This is a genomic window from Melioribacteraceae bacterium, assembly GCA_030584085.1.
Classification (GTDB): domain Bacteria; phylum Bacteroidota; class Ignavibacteria; order Ignavibacteriales; family Melioribacteraceae; genus SURF-28.
This window is the reverse complement of sequence record CP129490.1, coordinates 50,132-74,850: the sequence shown is the minus strand read 5'-3', so window position 1 is coordinate 74,850 and position 24,719 is coordinate 50,132. Positions and strand designations below refer to the sequence as shown.

Here is a 24,719-nt window from a genome sequence, read left to right as displayed (position 1 = left end):
GCCCACTATTTCTTATATACAGCTTTTCTATGCCCTACTTTTAGAATTACAATAATTAACTCGTTTTTTTCTATCCTATATATAATTCTATAATCTTGGATCCGAATCCTAAAGAGGTCCGTTGAGCCTGCTAATTTTCGAACTTTTTTAGGGAGGGGATTTTTTGACAAATCTTCAACTTTTTTGACTACCCTTTGAATAATATTGTGAGGTAGTTTTTTAAGCTCTTTAAGCGAAGAACTTGTCCATTTTATTTTATAATAATCCATCTTTTCTGAGTTGTTCTAAAACTTTATCGTGATCAACTAAGACATCTTTTTCTCTAGTCGCGGCAATTGCTAAATCTTCGATATCTTCAAGAAGTTGGTTGTAATCATTTATACTCAGAATGACTTCCTTTTTATTTCCCTTTTTATCGGTAATATATTTTATTCTATGTTTCTTCTTATCTTTTAACATCACAATCCCTTTCGAATTAAAACTTAATATAATATGTAGAGACTTGATTAATCAAGTCTCTACAAAAATTTTATTATGATTTCACTAGGTAAATATGTTCTTGTCTTGGTGAAATAAACTCACAACCATCTTTTGTAATTACAACTTCTTCTTCAATGGTTGCAATTCCGTAACCGTCGATTGTTAGTCGCGGTTCAATTGTAAAAACTTGGTTTTCTTCAAGTGGTAGATATGGTAAATTACCATATCGCTCCCATCTTGGAGAAAGCAATGCACCGCCGTCATGAGCAACTCTTCCTAACTGATGACCGAGTGCATGAGGATATTCTTCGTAACCGCTGTTTACAATATAACCTCTTGCAATGTCATCAATTTCGCATCCTTGTTTTCCCGGTTTAATTGCATTTGCTGACTGAGTTATTGAATCACGAATTACATCAAATCCTCTTTGAACAGGATCGGGAGCTTTATCTTCGCCGGGTTTTAGAACATACCATGTTCTTTGTAAATCGGAGCAGTAACCTTTGTAATTTATACCGAAGTCCATATTAATAACATGTCCCGGCTCAATTTTTTTATCGGTTGGACCGGCATGCGCACCTGCGGTATCGGGACCGGTAAAAACAGACGGACAATATTCTTTATCCCATGCCAAACCGAATCCTTTTTCTTCAACAATTTTATGAACAAACTGAGCGACTTCTTTTTCACTTATTCCGGGTTTTAAGTATTCCGTAACTTGATCAAATATTTTTAAGGTTTCGGTAATTGCTTCTTTCATGATTGCAATTTCTTTATCGGATTTTCTTCCTCTTAAAGCAGCGACAATTTCTTCCGATGAAATCAATTTATCTTTATGAGGTGTTCCGTTAAGATGTTCCATAAGTTCCAGATACATTCCGTGAGTTAATCCGTCCGCCAAAGTTGAATTACGTGAATAATTGATAGCGATTTTATTTGGTTTAATTTCGTTCAAGACTTCAAGGAGTTTATCTTTTACATGCTTAAGATACCCTTCAACTCTTTGGAAAGTACCGACAAGTTTCATATTAGCAATTTCAAGCGAACCGACAATTGCTATTGTTTGTCCGGTTTTTGTAATTATAAACGCACTCTGCCACGTACAATTTGTCCCGGCAATCATATCCATCATCGGATCGTTAATGTTTCCGCTTTCACGAACAAAAGTCATCCACATATCAATATTTTTTTCTTTTAAAATTTCTACGGCTTGTTTTTGTTTTTCGAGAATCATTGCTTTATCCATTTTGTATCCTCATTAGATCTTTATGTGAGAAAATAATTGATAGGAATAAACTTAGCCAAACTGATTCATCCGTGCAAGATTTTTAGAATTAATCCTTATTTTTATGAACGAATCTATCAAGTAAGACGTCTAAAAAACATTCTGTAAAAAACGAGGGAATAATGAAAACAATATTCACTTTTCTATTTCTCACCTTTTCACTTTTTGCTTCCGATACTTATTTCACAACTGATCCAACACTTTCACCCGATGGTTCACAAATTGCATTTTGTTATGACAATGATATCTGGGTCGTCAATTCAAATGGCGGACAAGCATTCCGATTAACCGGTATGGATGGTCGTGAATCCGAACCGGCATATTCACCCGATGGGGAATGGATTGCTTTCACCGGAAGACAGGACGGGAATCCGAACGTTTACTTGATGCCCGCATCCGGCGGTGAAATTGTTCAACTCACTTTTCATGATGATAATGATTACGTTGATTCTTGGTCATGGGATTCAAAGTACATTTACTTTTCTTCTAGCCGATATAATTATAAATCGACCTATAAGATTTCCATAAATGGCGGAACGCCCGAAAGATTATTTGATCACTATTTTAATTGGCCTCATAATTTAGTTGAAGATCCCAAGGAAAATATAGTTTACTTTAATACATCCTGGGAAAGCTATAATTTCCCTATGAGGAAGCGTTACGTCGGTGCATTTAATTCTGATATACAATCCTATAATTTCGATACTGGTGAATATAAAAAGCTTACTACGTTTGAAGGAAAAGATACCTGGCCGACAATTGATAGAAACGGAAATCTTTATTTCGCATCCGTTCAATTCAATAATGAATATAATCTTTATAAGTATGAAAATAATAACATCATTAGACTAACTGATTTTGAAAGGACAATTAAAAGACCCCGAGTAAGTGCGGACGGCAGCGTTATTGTCTTCGAAAAAGATTATCAGATTTACAAATACAATGTAACCGACGGTTCATCTCAATTAGTTGATATCTCTTTATTTCGGAATAATACATTATCTCTTAACAAAGAATTCAGCACAAACAGTAAAATTTCTTCATTCGATGTTTCATCCGACAATAAAAAAATTGCATTCGTATCGAGAGGAGTTTTGTTTGTATCTGATATTGAAGGAAAATTTGTTAAAAAATTAAATACAAATTCTTCCGAAAGAGTCGTTGATGTTTTCTGGCTTTCGGACAATGAAACAATTCTATTTACACAAACCGTTAGAGGTTGGCCTAATATTTTTACAATTAAAGCCAATGGCAACGAAAGTGCGGTTCAAAGAACTGAAGGCGCGGCAAGTCATCAATCAATCACTTTTAACAGCGATAAAAGTAAAGCTCTTTATTTAAGCGGCTCTCAAGGATTATACATGCTTGATTTGAAAAGTTTTGAAAGCGAACAATTAATCGAAGATGAATTCTGGGCAGTCTATCCCTCGACAGCATACTTTTCACCCGATGATAAATATGTAGCATATTCGTCTTATAGAAACTTCGAACAAGATATTTTCATATATGATCTGGATAAAAAAACCACACAACATTTAACAAAAACCGGAGTTAGTGAAACAAGTCCTTATTGGTCTCCCGATGGAAAGTACCTTTATTTTACAGCCGATCGTTTTAATCCAACTTACCCTTCCGGATTTAAGGATTCAGAGATATATCGAATTGCACTCCAAAATATTGACGATGACTTTAAGTCCGATGAATTTGAAAAACTTTTTACGAAGGAAGAAAAAGACACAAGCAAACCGATTGTAAAAATTGATTACACCAATATTGAAAATCGTTGGGAAGAAATTGTAACATTTCCACAAAATCAATTTGGAACTCATGTTATTCAAGAAAACGGTGCAACTTATGTTTTTTATACATCCAACCATGATAATGAAGGATGGAATTTATGGAAAACAACTATTAAACCTTTTGAAAAAACAGAACATAAAAAACTCGATGGCGCAAAAGGAAACGGTTTTAATATAGTTGAAGCCGATGGGAAATACTATGTTATGATGGGAAGCGATATTTACAAACTAAACCTTTCGGGAAATAAGGTTGAGAAAATTTTGGTCGATTTTAAGTTCACCAGAAATCTTCAATCGGATTTTACGCAGATGTATTATGAAGCGTGGGCAAAGCTAGCGGAAAATTTTTATGACGAAGATTACCATGGCGTAAACTTTAGTGAACTTCGCGATTATTATGCACAATTTTTACCGTACGTAAAAACGAGGATAAACCTAAGAGTTATTATGGATGATCTTCTGGGTGAACTAAATTCCTCTCATCTTGGTTTTTACAGTACCGGCGATGAAGAAAAAACATTTTATGATAATAAATCCGCTAACACGGGAATATTATTTTCTAATAGCAATCCATTTGTAGTTGAAAGAATAGTTAATCAATCTCCCGCAAGCAAAGGAAATAAGGATATTCGCAAAGGTGACAAACTTATAGCCGTAAATGGTGTGCGTATCGATGAATCAAAAAACCGGGAAAGTTATTTTATCTCACCTTCTCTTGATGAAGAAATAGAACTAACCTTTGAAAGATCCGGTTCAGAATTTTCAGTGAAAATTAAGCCGCTGAATAGTTCCGACTTCGAAGTTCTACTGTACGATGAGTGGATGGATGGAAACCAAAAACGTGTTGACGATAAGAGTAAAGAAAGAATCGCTTACATTCACATGAAAAACATGGGACAAAGTGAATTGCAAAGATTCAAAAAAGAAATTGCCGATGAATGGCATTATAGAGATGCATTAATTTTGGATCTCCGTTACAACCGTGGTGGGAACGTACATGATGAAGTTTTACAAATGCTAAGTCAAAAATCTTATCTGCAATGGAAATATAGAGACGGTAAACTTACTCCGCAACCAAATTTTGCGCCGTCAGACAAGCCAATAGTTTTATTGATTAATGAACAATCTTTAAGTGATGCCGAAATGACTGCCGAAGGTTTTCAAACTTTGAAATTGGGAACAATAATCGGTAACGAAACTTATCGTTGGATTATTTTTACAACAAATCTCCCATTACTTGACGGAACAATTTTCCGACTTCCTTCGTGGGGTTGCTACACTCTTGAAGGAGAAAACATTGAGAAAGTTGGCGTTGCACCGGATATTCTCGTTATAAATACATTTAAAGACCGGCTTGAAGGAAATGATCCACAGCTCGATAACGCAATTGACGAAATCTTAAAACAATTGAAATAATCTTGTTTATTTCCCGAAGGTATTTATATTGCCTTCGGGAATAATTATTTACTATTTGATTTATGACACTGTTAATTCTATATCTGGCTATTGCTATATTCTTTTCATTCCTTTGTTCGATGCTGGAAGCAATAATTCTTAGCTCCAATTCGACGTTTATTGAAATAAAATTGGAAGAAGGAAAAAAATACGCAGCCAAGCTCAAGCGTTTAAAAGAAAATATCGATCAACCGCTTGCTGCAATCTTAACTCTTAATACATTTGCTCACACAATTGGTGCTGCCGGCGTTGGTGCACAAGCACAACTAATTTGGGGAGATGAATATCTTTCCGTAGTATCGGTTGTCCTAACATTATTAATTCTCTTCTTTTCGGAAATCATACCTAAAACAATTGGGGCAACATACTGGCAGGAGTTGATTCCTTTTGCAACCTATGCAATTAGATGGATGATTTTAATTCTATACCCATTCGTGTTTATTAGTCAACAACTAGCCAGAATTACAGGAAAGGGGAGTGAAGAGACATTCTTTTCACGCAATGATTTTTCAATAATGGCAAAAATCAGTTCCAAGAAAGGAGTTTTAAATAAAGACGAATCTAAAATGCTTATTCATTTGATCGATTTTAATAAGATACTTGTCAAAAAAATATTAACCCCCAGAACAGTAGTGCAATCAGTAAGTGAAGATATTACCGTGGAACAATTTCATAAAATGTTTGAAACCAAGATATTCTCAAGGATTCCTATTTACAAAGCTCATCGCGAAAATATTACCGGGTATATTTTAAAAGATGAAGTTCTTTTAGAGATGATAGAAAGAAACTACAGTAAAAAACTTGTTGAGTTAAAAAGAGAAATTACAATTGTATTTGAAAACTATCCCGTCTCCAAACTTTTTAAAGATATGATTGATAACAAAGAACAAATTGCACTTGTTATTGATGAACATGGAGGGATGGAAGGAATTGTTACAATGGAAGATATTATAGAAACACTTTTAGGACTTGAGATTGTTGACGAAACCGATACTTATAAAGACATGAGATTTTTGGCAAATAGAATTTGGAATGAAAAACGACTTCAACAAGGAGACTAATAAATTACGGCCGATAAATATCCAACGACTTCAGATGTATCTCCGCTAGTCTCACTCGAATCACTTCTATGTATTATTTGTGAGTTTGTTTTCCCAAGTTTTTGAGCCGCACTCATTAATGAAACAATACATCCACCGCCGCAAGCTTCGCAATTCCTTTTTTCCAAATCTGTTTGAAGCTCTTTAAATTCAAAAGAGGAAATTCTATCGGAAATAATAGAATCAAGCTGATTAGCTTCTACTCTTGAATAGAAATGTGAAAGATCGCTGCTTGCAATTATAAGAGTGTGTTCATCACTAACTTCCGATAACTTCTTCGCTAGTTCATCTAGATATATTTTAGATTGATCGCCGATAACAATCGGTACAATTGGAATATTACCGTAAAGATATTGAATAAATGGTAGATGGACTTCAACGGCGTGTTCGGCTATGTGTCCTTTCGTACTTGAGAAGATAAACTTACTATTCATCTCAAACCTTTTTCTTAGCTCTATATCTATTGGCATATTTCCCAAAGGTGTTTTATATGCATCTCCATCGAAAACCGAAATACCGGGAAAGTATTCTCTATGACTTGGTGAAATAATAATCGCGCGTTCGTAAATTTTTCGGGAAACAGAATGATATCCGAAAGCTGCTGTTTTGCCTGAATATATATATCCGGCATGGGGTGCAACTAATCCGTAAACATTATTATACTTTTTTTGCAAAGATGTTAAATCAAACAAATATTCTAATTGTTCTTTTAATTTCTTTTCACTTGCGGGATAAAACATTCCGGCAACAGCCGGTTCTCTAATCAATTGCATTTTCATCCACCAAATCTTTTTCGCTAAAAACTGTGGCGGTAAAAAGAGAGATATTCAACAATTTCTTCCGCCATAAGTTTTGAGGAACTCCGGTTTTTCTACAGATGGCATTTAAAAATTGTTCTCTGTCCATTCCATGTTCAATTGGGACTTGCGGAAGTAATAAACCGCGCTGACCGGCTTCTTCTAATATTAATCCATGAAGACCAACAATAATATCATCATAGTTTTTCATCGGAAAGGGTTCAGATAAGACGGAGATTTCCACTTCTATCTGCTCATACTCTGTTTCGATTAAAGGGTAAAACCGAGGATCGTTGAATGCCGCACCGATTGCAGCATCTTGAATTGTTTTATATAATGGGGAAGTTGAGGTTATGTAGCCGATGCATCCTCTTAGTTGATCTTCTATTGTTAATGTAACAAACGCTCCACACTTTGATTTTAGAACAGGATCTTTTTTTGTGTTAATGTTGAGAGATTTTTTCTTCTTAAATAAACGTTCTTCAATACTTTCTCTTGCGAGTCTAATTAACAGTTTCTTCTGTTCAATGGTAAATTCCATTTTGTGACTCATACAATTTTATAAATCAGCAACTCATCTTTTCCTTTTAAGAGAAATAGAAAATTCTTGTAAACAAAAAAAGAATCCGTCATTAATGATGCAGTATTTGGAGAAAGAACTTCTGTGAATGTTTCTTTACCGGAATCAAGATCAATTACTGAAAATCTGTTTATCATACTATTTTCAAATGCTTTTGTATGATAGCTTGCAAAAAGATAATTTCCATAAATATTATATTCAACTTGATCCACAATAGCAAGATTGGACTTCAGCTCTTTTATTATTTCGGTTACTTTTTCATTCTTTGATTCAATCGTTTCCGGGAATATGTAATCCTTGTATGACTCTTTTTCTCTTGCCATATCATAAATCGAATTTACTTTTTGAGTGTCGTTCCCAAGTTCTTCTATAAGTTCACCGGATAAATAATCCAAAGTAAAAAAGTTTCGTCCTTCAAATTGCTGTTTGTAACAATATACTTTTTCGTCATGGACAAACAAGTAAGCGTAATCTTCATTGCGCCAAAGTATTTTTCCGGATTTAATATCATAAGCAATAATTTCTTTATGTCCCGGCATATCCGGCTTGGAATATTTGTGAAATAAAATTACTCCTTTATATACTTTCTCAATTCCAATCCAGAATTTTTCATCAAGTTGTAAATTGGAAAAAATGACTTGGTTGGATTCTAATTCAAAACTATCGAAATACACTTGTTTATCCGATGTATCTCGTTTTTCAATAACAACACTTTCATCATCTGTAATTATAATCCGCCAGATTTGCTTGCTTGGTCTGTATTCTATATGTTTTTCAAATTTCATTTTATAATCTTTCTCTGTGGCTCTCCGTGTCTTCTCAGTGGTTTTCTGTGTAAAAGCTTTTTGGACACAGAGGTAGCAAAGTTTTAGTGTACCGGTTTAAACTTTGCCGTAAAGTGACGAAGCATCGGGGCTTCGTATGTTATTTCGTAACCTCTTAGTTTATTTTTGTTTTTGAATACTTCAATCACGACTTCAGCTACAAAATCAATATGACTTTGAGTATAAACTCTTCTTGGAATTGCTAATCTTACAAGTTCCATGGGTGGTGAAATTAACTCTCCGGTTTTCTTATCATACTTACCGAACATAACACTTCCTATTTCTACCGCTCGAACTCCGCCTTCAATATATAGTTCACAAACAATTGATTGTCCCGGATATTGGCTTGGTGGAATATTCGGTAAAAATCTTTTTGCATCGATATAAATTGCATGTCCGCCCGGCGGTTCGATAATCGGAACACCGGCATTAACAACTTTCTCACCCAGATATTCCGTACTTCTAATTCTGTACTGTAAATAATGTTCATCAACGACTTCTTCCAAGCCTTGCGCAACGGCTTCCAAATCTCTTCCGGCTAATCCGCCGTATGTAGGAAATCCTTCTGTAACTATTAAAAGATTTCGACATTTCATTGCAAGTTCTTCGTCGTTTAGAGAGAGAAATCCGCCGATATTTACAAGCGCATCCTTTTTTGCGCTCATCGTTGCGCCGTCACCGTATGAGAACATTTCTTGACAGATTTCCAAAACAGATTTATTCTCGTAACCTTTTTCTCTCTTCTTAATGAAGTAAGCATTTTCTGCAAAACGGCAAGCATCAAAGAAAAGAGGAATGTTATATTTTTTACAAACAGAACTAACGTCTTTAACATTTTGCATTGAAACCGGTTGACCGCCGCCGGAATTGTTTGTAACTGTCAACATTACAACCGGAATATTTTCAGCGCCTGTTTCTTTGATAAAATTTTCAAGTTTTTCTACGTCCATATTTCCTTTGAAGTCAGCTTTTTGTTCGGGGTGTTTACCGACTTCACAAAGAAGATCAACAGCTTCTGCACCGCTGAATTCAATGTTTGCTCGTGTTGTATCAAAGTGCGTGTTGTTAGGAATATATTTGCCCGGTCCGCCGAGAATGGAAAACAATATTTTCTCAGCTGCTCTTCCTTGATGTGTTGGGATTATAAATTTATCACCGGTAATTTTTCTAACCGCGGCTTCAAATCTATAAAAGCTTCTTGAACCGGCATATGATTCATCGCCGTCCATGATTCCCGCCCATTGTTTAGAACTCATAGCAGAAGTTCCGCTGTCGGTTAATAAATCAATAAGAACATCATCGGCGTGGATTAAAAATGGATTATAACCGGCATCCTCCAATACTTTTATACGTTCTTCTTTTGTAGTAAATCTAATTGGTTCAACTGATTTGATTTTGAAAGGTTCGATAATAGTTTTCATTCAATCTCCATAAAATTTTAGTACAGAAACTTACCTCAATAGTGAAAAAGAGGCAAATAAATCTAATTTTACTTGAATAAAACAACTTGCTTTGTGTATAAATATTGGGTTTCACCACAAAGAGCACAAAGGAACACTAAGTTTATAAAGCTAAAAAGAGTTCTTGCTCGGCGATATGAAAAATTAGTAATTTTAGGACAGGCATCTCACTTTAACTAATTGTTTGGAGGGTTAATGGACGAATTAAAAGACCAAGAAGTTCAACCACAAGAGGAAACTTCCGAAGAGGATTTTGAATTAAATCATACCGATAAACTTGTCGGTGTTTTTTCAGAACCGGGTAATACTTTCAAGCGTATGTCAAATGTCGGAGTTAAGACAACCGACTGGCTGATTCCGATTTTTGTTGTGATAATTGTTTCGATCATTTCTAATTACGTTATGATGAGTAATCCAACCATCAAATATTCTATCATGGAAAAGCAGATGACCGCAATTGAAGAACGATTTGATGAAATGGTTAAATCCGGACAAATGACCGAAGCTCAAAAAGAACAGCAACTTCAGCAGACTCGTGATTTTATGGAGAACCAAGGAAACACACAAATGATATTTTCTACATTAGGTATTTTGATTTTTACTTTCTTGATGTTCTTCATTGTATCGGGAGTGTTCTTTGCAGTTACAAAGTTCGGCTTAAAAGGGGAAGGAGTTTACAAAGGCGCAATGGGTGCATATGGATTACCGCATTACATAATTGTTATTCAAGTTATTGTTATGGTAATTCTTGCGTTTGTACTCGATCGCTTTATTCAAGGAACAAGTGTCGGTGCAATCTTAGACGGCGATAAAACAACATTTGCCGGATGGGCTCTCGCAAAACTTGATATTTTTTCAATTTGGTTTTATGCGGTTGTTGCAGTTGGTTTCGCTAAAATGTTTAAGTCCGATAGTTACGGTAAATATTTCGCAATGGTTTTCGGATTGTGGCTCGGTGTTGGATTTATATTCTGGCTTCTCGCAGATGCGCTTCCGTTTTTACGTTGGTTTGGAGTTTGATATTTTTAGAGTGCACTTAGGTGCACTCTTTATTTTTTCCTCATGATTCACATCACTTTTCAATCTTTCATAAACTTTATAATCGATTTTTAATGCTTCTTATTTTTTGAAATACTAATTTTCTAATAGAAATAAAACTTTTTAGTCGGATTCTGTCATTCGCTCTGCGTGGTGACAAATGTTTACTAAAAGCCATTCAACAAAGACATATCAAACAAAACTTTTCAGTTTCTCTCCATGGATTATAATCTTAATATTCTTTTTTGCTTCAATCAATATTACAGCTCAACAAGTTTTTGAAGAAGGCGGTATCAACTTTTCAATTGCAAAAGGAAATGGTTTGAGCAATGATGTAATCAACGATCAAATTTTGTTCATGCTCAAACTTCCGAAGTTCGGCAAACTTGCTGAAAATATTTCCTATGAAAACGACTTTACGTTCGAATATTTCTCGGGAATCGGAAGGTCAAACTTTTTACTTGGTTTAACTCCACTATTAAAATGTGATGTAACTCTTTTAGGATTTCCGTTTTTCTTTAAAGGCGGTATTGGAATTAACTATATCAGCATGCCGGAAATTGCGGGAAGAAATTTAGGCGGGAATTTAATCTTCAGCGATATGATTGGTATTGGCATTGAACTTTTTAATATATCCGATATATGCGTTGAACTTTCTTATTTATTCAGACATATTTCAAACGCGGGATTATACAGCGGTAACGAAGGTTATAATTCTCAGTACATTATGCTTTCGTTTAATTTGCTGTGATTGTTTTTGAAGTGTAAAAATCTTTTCGAGTAAAAAGTCTACAACATTCCTTGCGGATCGATATCAATAATAAGTTTAACATCTCTAAATCGAGAAACTCTATTAAATTCAATAAAAGTGTTTAATACTGCCTCGCGCAATATTCTTCCGTTTGGATCGGTTTCACGCTTACTTTTTATCAATAGGTGATATCGGTATTCGCCTTTAAGTTTATGAATGATTGCTTCTTGCGGAGGCGTTATCATTAATCCTTTACTTTTCTTTTGTAATATATCATAAAATTGTTTGATCGCATTTTTAGATCGCGGATCATTTCCGTCTTTTGTTTCTATTAAACACAATCTAGTAAATGGAGGATAATCACCTTGTTTACGTAACCCGATTTCTTTTTCGTAAAAACCTTCGTAATCTGTTTGTAAAACTTTTTGAAGTACAAAATTACTTTTGTTCGCGGTTTGAATTAATACTTGTCCAGGCGCGCTGCTTCTGCCGGCTCTTCCGGCGACTTGAGTCAATAATTGAAATGTTCTTTCATCGGCACGGAAATCGGGAATCCACAAAGTTGTCTCCGCGGAAATAACTCCTACCAAAGTAACATCCGAAAAATCCAATCCTTTTGAAACCATTTGAGTTCCAACAAGAATATCAATCTCACCCTTTTTAAAACTATTAAGAATAGAACTTAGTTTTCCTTTTTTGTTAATGCTGTCGGAATCAATTCGTTCAATTTTTGCATCTGGAAAATAGTAATCGATTTCGTCTTCAACTCTTTGTGTACCGGTACCAAAAAATTTAATTTTAATAGACCCGCAAACCGAACAAGCTTTGGGAACAGGTTTAACATTTCCGCAATAATGGCATTGCATAATGTTTTTACTTATGTGATAAACATTCGGAACCGAGCAATCATCACACATTTCAATATTTCCGCAGTCTTCACAAAAAACTTGAGTTGAAAAACCGCGTCTGTTTTGTAAAATAATTACACGTTCATTCTTTTTTAATTTTTGATTTATTGCGCTCAATAAATCTGATGAAAAAGATCCTTCCAATTTTTTCTGCTTCTTAGCCGCGGAAATATCAACAAGTTTAATCTCCGGCATCTTTGCGTTATCGATTCTATAAAGCAACTCAACTAGTTTGTATTTACCTTGTTTCGCATTGTACATGCTTTCAATTGAAGGTGTAGCCGAACCAAGTAGAACCGGACAATCATTAAACATTGCCTTAATAATTGCGGCATCGCGAGCATGATACTTTGGAACCATTTCAAACTGTTTATAGCTTGAATCGTGTTCTTCATCTACGACAACTAATCCCAAATTTTTAAGTGGTGCAAATAATGCTGAGCGCGGACCGATGACAATGCTGTATTTTTCAGCGATGATTCCGCGCCAAGTATCATATCTTTGTCCAAGCGACATACGACTGTGCATAACGGCAACTTTATCACCGAACGTGTTAAAAAACCGACTTGTAATCTGAGGAGTTAAAGAAATCTCCGGGACTAAAACGAGAACGGTTTTCTTTTTCTTGAGCGCTTCTTTTGCAAGGTCAATATAGATTTGAGTTTTTCCGCTGCCGGTTACACCGTGAAGAAGATATGAATCAAATTTATTTTTTTTTATGTTCTTGGTAACAATCTCAATAATTTCTTTTTGTTTTTCTGTGAGTGAAAAGTTCTTAATTTTTTCAGTGTATAATTCTTCGTATGTTCTTTCGACTTCTTTTTCGAAAACCTCTATCAATCTTTTTTGTTCAAGTGAACGAATTGAGCTGTGTGATGTTTTAGTTTTTTCGATCAATTCACTTTGCTGAACTTCTTCGTCTTTACGTGAAAGCAGATCGAGAAGAATGACAACTTGTTTAGGCGAACGAGATTCTATTTCCGGAAGGAATTCATAAATTTCATCTTTACTTTTAGCAAGTTTAACAAACTTTACTTTTCTTACTTTTACTTTTGCATCGTCAATTAAATCTAAAATTGTAACAACGCCGTTTGCCTGAAGTGAATTTAATATCGAATAAATATTTTTTTTCTTTACGGCTTTTTGTAATTGCGAGATGCTGTGAGATTCTTTTTGCGCAAGTTCAAAAAGTAATTTTGCTTTAATCGTACTCTTTTTCTTTTCGTAATCGTATAATTTTTTACAAAGTTCAACCTCGGCTACAATTCTTCGTTTTGATTCAACATCCGATCCGTAAGGAACAGAATTTCGCAATGCTTCACCGAGCGAGCTTAGATAATATTCCGCAATCCATTCATAAAATTTAAGAGACTTTTTATCGAATATAGGTTTATCATCCAAAACATCTCGTATTGGTTTAATTTTTTCTTTTATTTCCGTGTTTTCCGTTAAATCGATTACGAATCCGGTTAAAACTCTTCTGCCAAAAGGAACAACGACGCGTTTACCTATTTCAACTTCAGCCCGTAATTCTTTTGGAATTAAGTATGTAAATGAATTTCTAAAGGATTGCGGAAATACAACTTGTGCGTACATTTCTCTCTTAATTTTTACGAACTAAATATACTCTAATATCAAATTAAAATTCTTCATCAAGAAATTATTGCAAATATTCATCTAATAGGCTAACTTTATCTTTTAAAGATAAACCAAAAGAGGAAACAATGAAAAAAATCAAAATCATCGTTACAATGTTAATTTTTGTATCGCTTTTTATAAATGCTGAAGATAAAAAATTCGGAAGCGATGTTACTCTAACGGACAAGACAGAAGTAAAAGCAATATTAGAGAATCCCGCTGAATATGAAGGTAAAAAAGTATTAGTTGAAGGAACAATTGTCGGCGTGTGCGAATCAAGAGGTTGTTGGATTGAAATTGCCGCAGCAGAAGGATACGAAAAAATTAGAGTTAAAGTTGATGACGGAGTAATTGTATTTCCTATGGAAGCAAAGGGAAAACAAGCTTTGGTTGAAGGAGAAGTTTACGCGGTAACACCTGCAACTTCATGTTCGGGAACATGTTCTGATCATGAGAAAAAAGAAGGTGATGAATGCGAACACGAGACAGCAAAAGTTTACCAAATTAAAGGTCTTGGCGCTGTAGTTAAAATGTAATTTTATGTTTTTTATTTTTAATATAGCCTTCGCGAAAACTCGTGAGGGCTTTTCTTTTAAATATCCCAGAGGTTTAATTGAAAGTTAGAAAGTGGGTGAGAATTCTTCATCGCGATATTGGTTATTTAAGCGTTGGTTTGATAATTGTCTATGGTATTTCCGGTATTGCGGTAAACCATATTAATGATTGGAATCCCAATTACATTATTGAAAAAGATTCGGTTAACATCAATATACTGAGTGACTCTGTTTTAACTGATGATGCGATGATTACTCATATAAAAAGTGAACTAAATATTTCTGACAGCGTAAACAGCTTCTTTAGAAACGGACCAACTTCAATTCAATTATTTTTCAACAGAAAAACTGTTAGTGCAAATGTTGAACTCGGTAAAGTAGAAATAGAAACAGTTAATGACAGAACCGTCTTTCGCGAAACAAATTTTCTTCATCTTAATAATCCTAAAAAAATTTGGACATATGTAGCAGATCTATTCGCGGTTGGACTTGTATTTTTAGCTATCAGCGGTATGTTTATGATTAGAGGCAAAAACGGAATTACCGGAAGAGGGAAATATCTAGTCGCAATCAGTATTCTAATACCAGTTCTATTTTTGATAATATATTTTTAGTGATTTTTTAATACATAGATTTTACCAGATTTTTTACGTTAACTATAAGTCCACACTACGGGAGAAACATGAAAAAGTATTTTCCTTTTATTCTATTTCTATTATCAATAACCACAGGTTATCTTTTATACGAATTTGTATTCGAATCGACAAACGATGCCAAGAATGTGAAAACATCCGGGGCAATGAAAGCTTTACAATTTTGGACTGCCCAAAGAGCCTATCCAAATAGTGATATTCCGGCCGATAAATATTACGCGGCGTTTCAGCAAAAAAAATTAAAAGCTAACAAAGTTCAAACAGAACAAAGTTGGAAAGCAATCGGACCAAAAAATATTGGTGGAAGAACAATCTCAATCGCTATCGATCCGGTGAACACAAATACAATTTATGCGGGTTCTGCCAGCGGTGGATTGTGGAGATCTGTTACAGCCGGAATTGGGGAATCGGCTTGGGAACATATTGAACCCGGATTTCCTGTACGAGGAATAGGTGCAATTGTAATTAACCCGGAGAATCCTTTTGAAATTTACATCGGAACCGGCGAAGTCTATAATTATGGAAATACATTGGGCGGAGTTGCAATACGCGAAACTCGCGGAAGTTATGGTATCGGAATATTGAAAACAACCGACGGCGGAGAAACATGGATTAAAAGTTTGGACTGGAGTTACAATCAGCAAACCGCAGTCCTGTCAATGGAAATTGATCCATCAAATTCTTCGATAGTTTGGGCAGGCACAACCGAAGGAACTTTTAAAAGCACGAACAGCGGTGAAGATTGGGAACTTGTTAACGAAACTTTGATGGTAACCGATATCGTAATCAACCCTAGCAACACTGATCTCGTTTACATAGCTTGCGGAAATATGTCATCAACCGGTAACGGTATTTATCGAACTAAAGATGGCGGAGAAAATTGGACTAAATTAACCGCCGGTTTACCAGCTAGTTATGGCGGCAAAGCATTGCTTGATATATATCATGATGATCCCAATTTATTATACGCCAGTATTGGTGACGGTTATTCTTCCGGTGATCCATCTTGGTTATGCAAAACAACTGATGGTGGAGATACTTGGACAATTGAAAGTCAGACAAACTATACAACTTATCAAGGATGGTTTTCACATTTTGTAGTTATTAACCAAAATGATCCTACACAAATTTTAGCCGCCGGTGTAGATGTTTGGAAATCAACTAACGGTGGAAGTAATTTAATAAGAAAATCAAATTGGGCGGCTTGGTATCTTGGACAAACATATGCCGGTGAACCGGAAGGTCCGCCAAATTACTCACATGCAGATCATCATGCTTTTGCTGTTCATCCAAATGATCCGGATGTAGTTTATTTTGGAAATGACGGCGGTGTATTTATTACTGAAGATTTTGGTGAAACTTATGAAGGAAGAAACGGTGGTTACCAAACCACGCAATTTTACGGTGGTTTTTCTGTTGCGCTAAACGATAGCAACTTGGCAATCGGTGGAATGCAAGATAATGCAACGGCAATTTATCTTGGTGAAGATTCATGGTATCGTGTAATCGGCGGTGATGGCGGTTGGGCTGCAATCAATGAACAAGATGGTTACCTTTACGGTTCAAGTCAATATTTAAGAATATATAGAAGTAACGATCTATTTAATTCTTCGTTTGATTTTGTATCGCCATCTTCACTCAATCCACCTTTTATTGCACCGTATGTCGTTGCTTATGGTGACCCAACTGTAATGTATGCTGCTTCACAAAGAATCCACAAATCAACTAATGGGGGAAGCAACTGGTTTAATACTGCGACAAATCTTGTAATTTCAAATAATCTTCCAGTATCACTTGCTGTATCTCCGCATAGCGATGATTTTGTAATGGCAGGATATGCTCCGGTTAACAGCCGTGCTCAAATTTTTAGAACAGTTGACGGCGGATCAACTTGGGAAAATGTAACCGGAAATTTACCTGACCGATATCCCATGGATATTGCTTTTGATTTACAGAATGAATTGAATGTATATGTTGTAATGTCCGGGTTTGGTACTTCACATGCATTCAAATCAACCGATGCCGGCGAAACATGGATTGATATTGGCGATGGACTACCGGATGTTCCGACTTCAACTATTGCCGTTCATCCATATGATCCGGAAATTCTTTATGTAGGAAATGATCTTGGAATCTATGTTTCATTTGATCAAGGCGAAACATGGAATGAATTTAATGATGGTTTACCGGACGGCGTGTTTGCTATGGATCTTTCATTTTCATTAGCAAATGATGTTATGCGATTAGCAACCCACGGTAACGGTGTTTATGAAAGTAAATTGTTAACTGAACCATTAACTTCCGTAGACGACGATAAACTTGAACTCAATTTTAGTTTATCACAGAATTATCCGAATCCTTTCAATCCGGAAACCAATATTGAGTACTCAATCCCAAGTTCCGGTAAAGTAACGCTAAAAGTTTTTGATGCACTGGGACAAACGGTAGCAGTGCTTGTTAATGATATTCAATCTGTTGGAAATCATTCAGTAATATTTAATGCCGGAAATCTTTCAAGCGGAATTTATATTTATCAACTTTCTTTTGGTAATAATCAAATAAGCAAGAAGATGAATTTTGTTAAGTAGAATTATAAATTCAATACAAGTTTTCACACAAAGCGACTCAATCGAGTCGCTTTTTTATTATCTTTCTTTTTTTTAATAAACTTAATTTGTTTTGCTCGAAGAAATAATTCTCATCGGATTAATAATTTTCCTTGCTGCTTTTAATCAAGGGTTGACCGGTTTCGGTTTTGCATTAACATCTATTCCGTTATTAAGTATGGTGGTTGGAATTAAAGAAGCGATTCCACTTGCAGCGCTTTGCGGATTTGTTGTTAACATTTATCTCACTATCCAACTTAAATCTCATATCAATTTCTCCGATATCAAATTTTTACTTTTTGGTTCTGTTATGGGAATTCCGCTTGGTGTTTTCTTTCTTTCGGAAGCTGATGAGAATTTGATATTGAAGTTACTTGCTCTGGTTATTTTGCTGTTTGTACTTATTAACATCGCACCGTTTATAAAACCATTTAAATTAACCAACAAGTGGGGAATATTTTTCGGATTCTTCTCCGGTATGTTAGGTGGAGCTTTTAATACTAACGGTCCGCCTATTTTAATTTATTTCTATCTAAAAGATTGGGATAAATTCAAACAGAAAGCTTCGATTACGGGATTTTTTATAGTCACATCTACACTAATTGTATCATCTCATGCGATAAGCGGATTTACGACTCAGCTTGTTATTACACATGCAGCTTATGCACTTCCGTTCTTAGTTACTGGTTTGTTGCTTGGATCATTCACTTTCCCAAAAATTTCTTCAAAGTTTTATAGAAAACTCATCCTATTATTTTTAACAACAATGAGTTTGGTATTACTTATACAATAATTTTATTCAATTAAGGGATTCGGAAAACTTATACTAAATATCGTCCCTTTTCCCTTTATACTTTCAACCGAGATTTCAACATTATTTACTTCACAATATTTTTTAACTAACGCTAAACCCAATCCCGTACCTTCAAACTTTCTAGTATAACCCGATTCTTCCTGAGAAAATGGTTCGAAGAGATTTTTTTGAAATTCTTTTGACATTCCGATTCCGGAGTCAATTATATCCACAATAACTTTCTTATCATTTTCAGATAAAAAAATTTTTACTTCACCTTTAAGCGTATATTTAATTGCGTTATCAATTAGGTTGGCAAATATTTGAGTTGTTGTGTATAAATCAGCGTTTACAAAATATTTTTTGCTTGAATCAGATTTTAAAATTAATTGCAAATTTTGTTTTTTGGCTTTTACCAAAAATTCAGAATAAAGCCCGTTAATTACATCTTTCTGCAAATCTATTTTTTCGATTTTGGGTTCATATGTACCTGATTGCAATTCCGATAAATTCAAAATTAAATCTATCGTTCTTATTACTCTTGAACTTCCTCTCTCAATTGAAGAAAAGTATTCATCGATATTTTCCAATCTGTTTTCTTTTATATCTTCCTTAATTAAATAACTGAAACTAAGTATAGTATTTATCGGTGTTCTTATTTCATGCGACATTTGTGCAAGAAATTCGGATTTAAGAGAATCTGCTTTTTCCGCATTTCGTTTAGCAATTTTCAATTCATCCGATTTTGTTTGTAATTCTTTTATTACCTCTCTTTCACTTTCAATTGTTTTTGTTAATCCGTTAATTAATAGTAAAAAGGCAAATACCGTGAATGCATTTAGTGTAGCAAAGTTGACAATAATAATAATCCATATTTCGAGGGAAAATTCTCCCAACGAGATCGGTGTATAAATCCCAGTGTAACGAAGAATCCCAAACAATATTAAAATAATTACATTAAGTACAAGGAAAGAATAAGCATAGATTTGTTTCATAAAGACAGAAGCAACAATAGGTAAAAAGAATAACCATAAATAACCGGCACCAGATGATCCGAGAACAAACAGAAGCATGATCGCAAGGATGTAAAGAACCGAAACCAATATTGTGGATTTGATATGAGTGTTCATCGGTTTCTTCATGTATAGAAATATTACGATTGCATATGCAACTGTATCGATAATTGCCACATCCCAAAGACTTGCTTCAACGGCTAAAATAACACTGGGAAAGTAAGCCAAGGCAGCTAATCCCACCATCACAAAAAGCACAGAAAGCACAAGTTTTTCACGCCAGTAAATTACTCCATCGGCGGGGGTAGAATTTATTGGGTTTGCATAGCGACTGTATTTTTCTCGAAGTTTCCTGATAGATAATTGCTTTTTTTAGTCAGATGAACGGTTATAAATATAAGAAACATATTCGAAGAGTGATTTGAATATTTTTCTTTTTTGAAGATCATTTGGTCTTGTTATTTTATTTAACTCTTTTTAAGTTAGTAATGTCTTTTTATAGAATTAACAAGGAGTAACATAAAATGATGTACGTAACAGATGAATGCATAGACTGTTCAGCTTGTGTGGATGAATGTGAACAAAACGCTATTTACCAGGCAGGTGAAGAGTTTCAATTGAACGGTGAAACTCAAGCTCCACTTTCTGATGATCATACATTCATAGTTAATGAACTATGCAACGAATGTAAGTCATGTATAGAAGTTTGTGCAGTAGATGCAATTGAAGAAAGATAAGATTTATTGATTTTCTTCTTTACAAAAAAAGTCCGTCAATTGACGGACTTTTTTATACAAAATTCTATGAGTCTTAAATCTCACATCTAAAATCTAAATCACCCTTTCGCAAGATCAATCATCATTTCAATTTCTTTTACCATTTGATCTAAGTTGCCGCTAAAGCCGACACTCTTGAATTTAATATTTTGGTCGGGACCAATAATAAACTTGATTGGAATTCCATCAACTTTATATTGAGTAATTACTTCATTATCTAAGTCCAGCAATACGTGAAATGGATAATTACTCTCTTTAACAAAATTACGCGCGTTTTCTTCTTTGTTATCAACACGCTCCCAAGTATTTACAAACAAGAATACTACAGATTCATCGTCTTGGTAATTTTGAACGGCGGTTTTTAATCCCGGGAATGAACTTAAACAAGGACCGCACCACGTTGCCCAAAAGTCTACTAGAACTGTTTTTCCTTTATAATCAGAAAGTGAAACAGTATTACCATCCAAATCTTTAAGAGTAAATGCAGGAGCCGGATCGTTTATCATTTTAGATTTGAGATCATTTAGCATTTCTGTTTCTGCTGCGGAAATAAATTGACTGAGGAATTGATCATATCCTTCTTCGCTTCCTTTATCGGCAATGTAAGCTGTTTTAAGATTAGCTTGAAGCTCGGATGAACCGTTTCCTTCTTCGATAAATTTGCTGATTGCATCAAGTGCTTTTTTGTTTTCGCCAAGACCAACTAATAAATTCGCATAATAATTTCTTAGATCTTGATCGCCGTATAATTTATCCGTGTTTTCAATCGCTTGCGCTAGAACTTTTTCGGCTTCATTTTTAGACTCATTTGCTGCAAGAAGAATACCGTATCTGTATTGATTTAGACCGAGATAATATGCTCTGCCGTTTTCCCACTCTTTAATTGTTTCGCTTGGATTTTTTTCTACATATGGTTCTTCCAAATTTAATTTCGCTTGTTTAACACCCACTTCAGCAAATTGTAATGCTAATTTAGGATCGGCTTCTGCTTCAATCATTTTATTGACGGTGTACTGATAATAAAATGGATGAACTTTATTTAGATTAGAAATTACAAAATCATAGGCTTCTTTAAACTTCCCTGCTCTTGCCAAAGAATAAACTAAATCGTTGCTTATGTTGCTTAGTTTTTCACTATCCGGGTATTTTGTTTTAAGCGATTCATAAACTTTCAATTTTTCTTCTTCATTCGGAGCAAAGTTAAACTCTGCAAATGAGTAATCTTCAACAAATTCTCCATCTGGATATTTATTGAAAATTTCCGCTCTGTATTTTTCAACTTTTTCGTTTTGTTGTAATCTTACATACCATTTAGCCAGTAATCCTAATTCGTTTTCTGTTAACTCCGATTTTTGTTCAAGTTGTGAAAGCTCATCCGAAATTATGTTGTTAACTTCGTCCGGTCTAACTCTTAAAAGTACATTAAAATATGATTCGAGATATTCCGATTTAACTTCGGGATTCTCTTTAAATGCTTCGTTAAATAGAGAAACAGATTTTTCTCCGTCTCTTTCCAATCCTGCTGATCTTCCCCACAAATAATAACCGGCTGCCAAACCTGCTTTAGAGCCTGCAATAACCTTTCCGTTTTCGTCATAGAGGTTAAGCAAATAACCTTGTTTGTTGTTATTATCTTCAGTTTCATAGTTATCGCGATCAACAAACTTTACAATAACACCCCGCGTATTTGGAAAGGAAGAAAACTTTCCAATGAATCCTTTTCCTTCTTTCTGCATTTCAATACCGATTGCATCATCAAGCTCTACACCGTAGAGATAAGCAATCATATCAACATTTTCTTTTCCTTCCAGCGGTGTTCCTGCTGGATCATACATTACTGTAATTTCATCAGCAGCTTGTGGTTTTTCGGGCAATGTTGAAAATGTGCCTTCAAACTTTGGTCCGCAGCTAATAAATAGAATCGTTGTTAATAGAATAAGTAAAACTGATTTAATGATATTCATAAGGAATATCCCCCAATCTTTTTAAGAAATGATCAAGAAATATATCACTTTAATGAGACATCAAAAAGTATAAAAGAAGAACTTTCTCTTGTTTTGATAGAGATTTCTTGTTCATCGGTGATTTTAAGAGCATCTCCATTCGCAATACTTTGATTGTTGACGGATAATTCTCCGGCAAATTGGAAGAGATAAACTCCTCTGCCTTCATCGATTTTATAATTAAGTTCTTTCGTATTATCTAGATGTGAGATGTATAAATCAGCATCTTGATTAATTGTTACTATTCCATCGCCATTTTTCTTGCTTACAAGTTTCAATAATGAGTTTTTTGCGTCATTGGGATTATATTTTGTCTGTTCATAACTAGGCTCATAACCGGGTTTATCCGGAATAAACCAAATCTGTAAAATATGTGTCGGATTTTCATCTGAATTATTAAACTCGGAATGATAAACTCCTTTTCCGGCGGTCATTCTTTGAACTTCACCCGGACGAATGACACCCTTACCACCGGTGCTGTCTTTATGCGCTAATTCACCTTCAAGAGAAATTGTTACTATTTCCATGTTATTATGTGGGTGTGTCGGAAACCCGGCACCCGGAGCGATAATATCATCGTTAAGAACTCTAATCGGTCCAAATTGAATATTTTCCGGGTCATAATAATTTCCGAATGAAAAACTGTGATAACTTTCCAGCCAATCTATATGAGTTTTACCGCGTTGGTTACTTTTAACTAATTGTATCATTTTTACTTCCTTTCTTTATCACTATATCGTGATATTTATATTTTAAGTATATATCTAAATTTTTTTATCGTTTCGCTAAAGATTTACCAAGTTTTTTTAATAAATCGCCGAGTGCTTTTTGCTCATCAATCGATAATATGGAAAATATTTCCCCGATTCGGTCTGCATGATCGGAAAAAATTTTTTCAAACAATTTAACTCCCTTTTGAGTTAATTGAATCAGAATTGCGCGTCTATCTTCTTTTGAAAATGTTCTTTCGATTAATTGCTGTTTCTCTAAATTATCTAAAACCAGCGTCATATTACCGCCACTAACCAACATTTTGTTACAAAGTTGTCCGACTCTCAAAGGTCCGAGATGACCTAATGCTTCAATAACTCCGAATTGTGGTGTTGTTAAATTATATCCCCGTATGTTTTCATCAGATAGATGAGCGATAACGGAATGTGCTCTTGCTAGTTTAATCCAAGTATTTAAGGCAAGATCATTTTTCTTACCGTAACTTTTTGCTGCCCCCATAACAAGATTCCTGCTTTATAAGTTCAAATTCAAAATAAAATAAATCGGATAGATTGTCAAATTAAAATTACGTTGCTATATTTAGTAGGAACTTTTGAGTATATTTAATTTGTTATATAATCATAAAATTATGACCACAACTGCCACAAAATATTTTACGCCGGAAGAAGCTAAACGTACTCTACCTTTAGTAAAAAAAATCGTTAAAGATATTCTGGACACAAGTTTTCAGATTAGTACTATCGCAGAACAAATGGGTCCCGAAGCACAAGAAAATCCCGAAGTACAAAAATTAATCGGCGATCTAAATTATTTTATTAGAGAGCTGGAAGAAATCGGTTGTTACTATAAAGATTGGAATTTTTCAATAGGGCTTGTTGATTTTCCTTCATTTATTGGAGAAGAAGAAGTCTATCTTTGCTGGCGAAGTGATGAAGAAGACATTTTATATTACCACGGAATAAATGAGGGATACGCCGGAAGAAAACGTATCCCCGCAATTTATTAAATTAACTCCTACTTACTTTTTTCAATTCTAAACGATGTAGTTATCTCCATTGCTTTGCTTAACATCGCTGTAACACCACAATATTTTGTTTGTGAAAGTTCAATTGCTTTTTCAACATCTTTTTCTGCAATATCATTTCCGTAAAAAACATATTCGATATGAATTTTTGTAAATACTTGCGGATAATCTTCGGTTGCATCCGCGGTTAAGTTCATTTCAAAACCTTCTAACTTAACACGCTTCTTTTGCAATATTGAAGCAACATCTGCACCGGTACATCCGCCGAGACTTAAAAGTAACAATTCTTTTGGTCTAATGGCCGCGTTACTTCCACCAAACTCTTCCGGACCATCCATTGTAATCCAATGATTAGAATCAGTCTTGCCGGTAAATGTCAATCCTTGTACTTGTTTAATGAATGCTTTCTTTTGTGCCATTTTACTCTCGTGAAATTATTTTTACTTGAAA

General features: G+C 34.7%; 22 protein-coding genes. 10 read left to right on the top strand and 12 right to left on the bottom strand.

Features of this window, described 5'->3' with window-relative positions:
- Positions 1-255: 255 nt before the first annotated feature.
- Positions 256-459 (bottom strand): hypothetical protein, encoded by a 204-nt coding sequence (locus QY331_00340; protein ID WKZ69696.1) that lies wholly within the window; start codon positions 457-459, stop codon positions 256-258.
- Positions 460-532: 73 nt separating this feature from the next.
- Complete coding sequence (locus QY331_00335) at positions 533-1,726, bottom strand: Xaa-Pro peptidase family protein (GenBank protein ID WKZ69695.1); 1,194 nt, start codon at positions 1,724-1,726, stop codon at positions 533-535.
- A 161-nt stretch (positions 1,727-1,887) separates the two neighbouring features.
- Here QY331_00335 and QY331_00330 point away from each other — a divergent pair, with 161 nt between their 5' ends.
- The gene (locus QY331_00330) at positions 1,888-4,980 is read left to right on the top strand and encodes a S41 family peptidase (GenBank protein ID WKZ69694.1); all 3,093 of its coding nucleotides are present in this window, start codon (positions 1,888-1,890) and stop codon (positions 4,978-4,980) included.
- Between the two features lie 62 nt (positions 4,981-5,042).
- Entirely contained in the window at positions 5,043-6,080 is a 1,038-nt protein-coding gene (locus QY331_00325; GenBank protein WKZ69693.1) for a hemolysin family protein, read from the top strand.
- Here the strand turns inward: QY331_00325 and amrB are convergent.
- The 4 genes from amrB to QY331_00305 all read right to left on the bottom strand — a co-directional run bounded on the left by amrB (position 6,077) and on the right by QY331_00305 (position 9,741).
- The gene (gene amrB / locus QY331_00320) at positions 6,077-6,892 is read right to left on the bottom strand and encodes an AmmeMemoRadiSam system protein B (GenBank protein ID WKZ69692.1); all 816 of its coding nucleotides are present in this window, start codon (positions 6,890-6,892) and stop codon (positions 6,077-6,079) included. The genes QY331_00325 and amrB overlap by 4 nt on opposite strands.
- Positions 6,879-7,457, bottom strand: coding sequence for an AmmeMemoRadiSam system protein A (gene amrA / locus QY331_00315; protein WKZ69691.1), 579 nt, complete (start codon positions 7,455-7,457; stop codon positions 6,879-6,881). Before amrA ends, amrB begins: the two co-directional genes overlap by 14 nt.
- 8 nt (positions 7,458-7,465) lie before the next feature.
- Positions 7,466-8,281: a DUF4905 domain-containing protein gene (locus tag QY331_00310; GenBank protein WKZ69690.1), complete on the bottom strand. Its 816-nt coding sequence runs from the start codon at positions 8,279-8,281 to the stop codon at positions 7,466-7,468.
- 83 nt (positions 8,282-8,364) lie between these two features.
- Positions 8,365-9,741 (bottom strand): tryptophanase, encoded by a 1,377-nt coding sequence (locus QY331_00305; GenBank protein WKZ69689.1) that lies wholly within the window; start codon positions 9,739-9,741, stop codon positions 8,365-8,367.
- Between the two features lie 234 nt (positions 9,742-9,975).
- Here QY331_00305 and QY331_00300 point away from each other — a divergent pair, with 234 nt between their 5' ends.
- Both QY331_00300 and QY331_00295 read left to right on the top strand, forming a co-directional pair.
- Positions 9,976-10,800, top strand: coding sequence for a YIP1 family protein (locus QY331_00300; GenBank protein ID WKZ69688.1), 825 nt, complete (start codon positions 9,976-9,978; stop codon positions 10,798-10,800).
- A 178-nt stretch (positions 10,801-10,978) separates the two neighbouring features.
- Positions 10,979-11,569, top strand: coding sequence for an acyloxyacyl hydrolase (locus tag QY331_00295; protein ID WKZ69687.1), 591 nt, complete (start codon positions 10,979-10,981; stop codon positions 11,567-11,569).
- A 38-nt stretch (positions 11,570-11,607) separates the two neighbouring features.
- On the opposite strand, the gene priA is transcribed toward QY331_00295, so the two are convergent.
- A complete protein-coding gene (gene priA / locus QY331_00290; GenBank protein ID WKZ69686.1) occupies positions 11,608-14,073 on the bottom strand; it encodes a primosomal protein N' in 2,466 nt (821 codons plus the stop codon).
- 128 nt (positions 14,074-14,201) lie between these two features.
- Between priA and QY331_00285 the strand changes: the two genes are divergently transcribed.
- The 4 genes from QY331_00285 to QY331_00270 all read left to right on the top strand — a co-directional run bounded on the left by QY331_00285 (position 14,202) and on the right by QY331_00270 (position 18,721).
- Entirely contained in the window at positions 14,202-14,651 is a 450-nt protein-coding gene (locus QY331_00285; GenBank protein WKZ69685.1) for a DUF4920 domain-containing protein, read from the top strand.
- A gap of 77 nt (positions 14,652-14,728) precedes the next feature.
- Entirely contained in the window at positions 14,729-15,283 is a 555-nt protein-coding gene (locus tag QY331_00280; protein ID WKZ69684.1) for a PepSY-associated TM helix domain-containing protein, read from the top strand.
- A gap of 68 nt (positions 15,284-15,351) precedes the next feature.
- Complete coding sequence (locus tag QY331_00275; GenBank protein ID WKZ69683.1) at positions 15,352-17,910, top strand: T9SS type A sorting domain-containing protein; 2,559 nt, start codon at positions 15,352-15,354, stop codon at positions 17,908-17,910.
- A 91-nt stretch (positions 17,911-18,001) separates the two neighbouring features.
- Entirely contained in the window at positions 18,002-18,721 is a 720-nt protein-coding gene (locus QY331_00270; GenBank protein WKZ69682.1) for a sulfite exporter TauE/SafE family protein, read from the top strand.
- Between the two features lie 2 nt (positions 18,722-18,723).
- On the opposite strand, the gene QY331_00265 is transcribed toward QY331_00270, so the two are convergent.
- Entirely contained in the window at positions 18,724-19,980 is a 1,257-nt protein-coding gene (locus QY331_00265) for a HAMP domain-containing sensor histidine kinase (protein WKZ71310.1), read from the bottom strand.
- Positions 19,981-20,258: 278 nt separating this feature from the next.
- Between QY331_00265 and QY331_00260 the strand changes: the two genes are divergently transcribed.
- The gene (locus QY331_00260) at positions 20,259-20,471 is read left to right on the top strand and encodes a 4Fe-4S binding protein (protein WKZ69681.1); all 213 of its coding nucleotides are present in this window, start codon (positions 20,259-20,261) and stop codon (positions 20,469-20,471) included.
- Positions 20,472-20,569: 98 nt separating this feature from the next.
- Here QY331_00260 and QY331_00255 read toward each other — a convergent pair whose 3' ends face one another.
- From QY331_00255 to QY331_00245, 3 genes are all read right to left on the bottom strand, one after another.
- Entirely contained in the window at positions 20,570-22,474 is a 1,905-nt protein-coding gene (locus tag QY331_00255) for a TlpA disulfide reductase family protein (GenBank protein WKZ69680.1), read from the bottom strand.
- A 44-nt stretch (positions 22,475-22,518) separates the two neighbouring features.
- The gene (locus QY331_00250) at positions 22,519-23,223 is read right to left on the bottom strand and encodes a pirin family protein (GenBank protein WKZ69679.1); all 705 of its coding nucleotides are present in this window, start codon (positions 23,221-23,223) and stop codon (positions 22,519-22,521) included.
- A 64-nt stretch (positions 23,224-23,287) separates the two neighbouring features.
- Entirely contained in the window at positions 23,288-23,743 is a 456-nt protein-coding gene (locus QY331_00245; GenBank protein ID WKZ69678.1) for a MarR family transcriptional regulator, read from the bottom strand.
- Positions 23,744-23,837: 94 nt separating this feature from the next.
- On the opposite strand from QY331_00245, the gene QY331_00240 reads away from it, so the two are divergent.
- Positions 23,838-24,251: a DUF2203 domain-containing protein gene (locus QY331_00240; protein ID WKZ69677.1), complete on the top strand. Its 414-nt coding sequence runs from the start codon at positions 23,838-23,840 to the stop codon at positions 24,249-24,251.
- An 8-nt stretch (positions 24,252-24,259) separates the two neighbouring features.
- Here the strand turns inward: QY331_00240 and QY331_00235 are convergent, their stop codons facing one another.
- A complete protein-coding gene (locus QY331_00235) occupies positions 24,260-24,688 on the bottom strand; it encodes an OsmC family protein (GenBank protein ID WKZ69676.1) in 429 nt (142 codons plus the stop codon).
- Between the last annotated feature and the right edge of the window lie 31 nt (positions 24,689-24,719).

Bases quoted from the DNA above. Each gene is read 5' to 3' on its own strand.
- QY331_00300 (WKZ69688.1), top strand. From the start codon at position 9,976: ATGGACGAATTAAAAGACCAAGAAGTTCAACCACAAGAGGAAACTTCC.
- QY331_00325 (WKZ69693.1), top strand. From the start codon at position 5,043: ATGACACTGTTAATTCTATATCTGGCTATTGCTATATTCTTTTCATTC.
- QY331_00310 (WKZ69690.1), bottom strand. From the start codon at position 8,281: ATGAAATTTGAAAAACATATAGAATACAGACCAAGCAAGCAAATCTGG.
- priA (WKZ69686.1), bottom strand. From the start codon at position 14,073: ATGTACGCACAAGTTGTATTTCCGCAATCCTTTAGAAATTCATTTACA.
- amrA (WKZ69691.1), bottom strand. From the start codon at position 7,457: ATGGAATTTACCATTGAACAGAAGAAACTGTTAATTAGACTCGCAAGA.
- QY331_00265 (WKZ71310.1), bottom strand. From the start codon at position 19,980: ATGGTGGGATTAGCTGCCTTGGCTTACTTTCCCAGTGTTATTTTAGCC.
- QY331_00305 (WKZ69689.1), bottom strand. From the start codon at position 9,741: ATGAAAACTATTATCGAACCTTTCAAAATCAAATCAGTTGAACCAATT.
- amrB (WKZ69692.1), bottom strand. From the start codon at position 6,892: ATGCAATTGATTAGAGAACCGGCTGTTGCCGGAATGTTTTATCCCGCA.
- QY331_00235 (WKZ69676.1), bottom strand. From the start codon at position 24,688: ATGGCACAAAAGAAAGCATTCATTAAACAAGTACAAGGATTGACATTT.
- QY331_00340 (WKZ69696.1), bottom strand. From the start codon at position 459: ATGTTAAAAGATAAGAAGAAACATAGAATAAAATATATTACCGATAAA.
- QY331_00275 (WKZ69683.1), top strand. From the start codon at position 15,352: ATGAAAAAGTATTTTCCTTTTATTCTATTTCTATTATCAATAACCACA.
- QY331_00255 (WKZ69680.1), bottom strand. From the start codon at position 22,474: ATGAATATCATTAAATCAGTTTTACTTATTCTATTAACAACGATTCTA.
- QY331_00295 (WKZ69687.1), top strand. From the start codon at position 10,979: ATGTTTACTAAAAGCCATTCAACAAAGACATATCAAACAAAACTTTTC.
- QY331_00250 (WKZ69679.1), bottom strand. From the start codon at position 23,223: ATGATACAATTAGTTAAAAGTAACCAACGCGGTAAAACTCATATAGAT.
- QY331_00330 (WKZ69694.1), top strand. From the start codon at position 1,888: ATGAAAACAATATTCACTTTTCTATTTCTCACCTTTTCACTTTTTGCT.
- QY331_00260 (WKZ69681.1), top strand. From the start codon at position 20,259: ATGATGTACGTAACAGATGAATGCATAGACTGTTCAGCTTGTGTGGAT.
- QY331_00285 (WKZ69685.1), top strand. From the start codon at position 14,202: ATGAAAAAAATCAAAATCATCGTTACAATGTTAATTTTTGTATCGCTT.
- QY331_00245 (WKZ69678.1), bottom strand. From the start codon at position 23,743: ATGGGGGCAGCAAAAAGTTACGGTAAGAAAAATGATCTTGCCTTAAAT.
- QY331_00335 (WKZ69695.1), bottom strand. From the start codon at position 1,726: ATGGATAAAGCAATGATTCTCGAAAAACAAAAACAAGCCGTAGAAATT.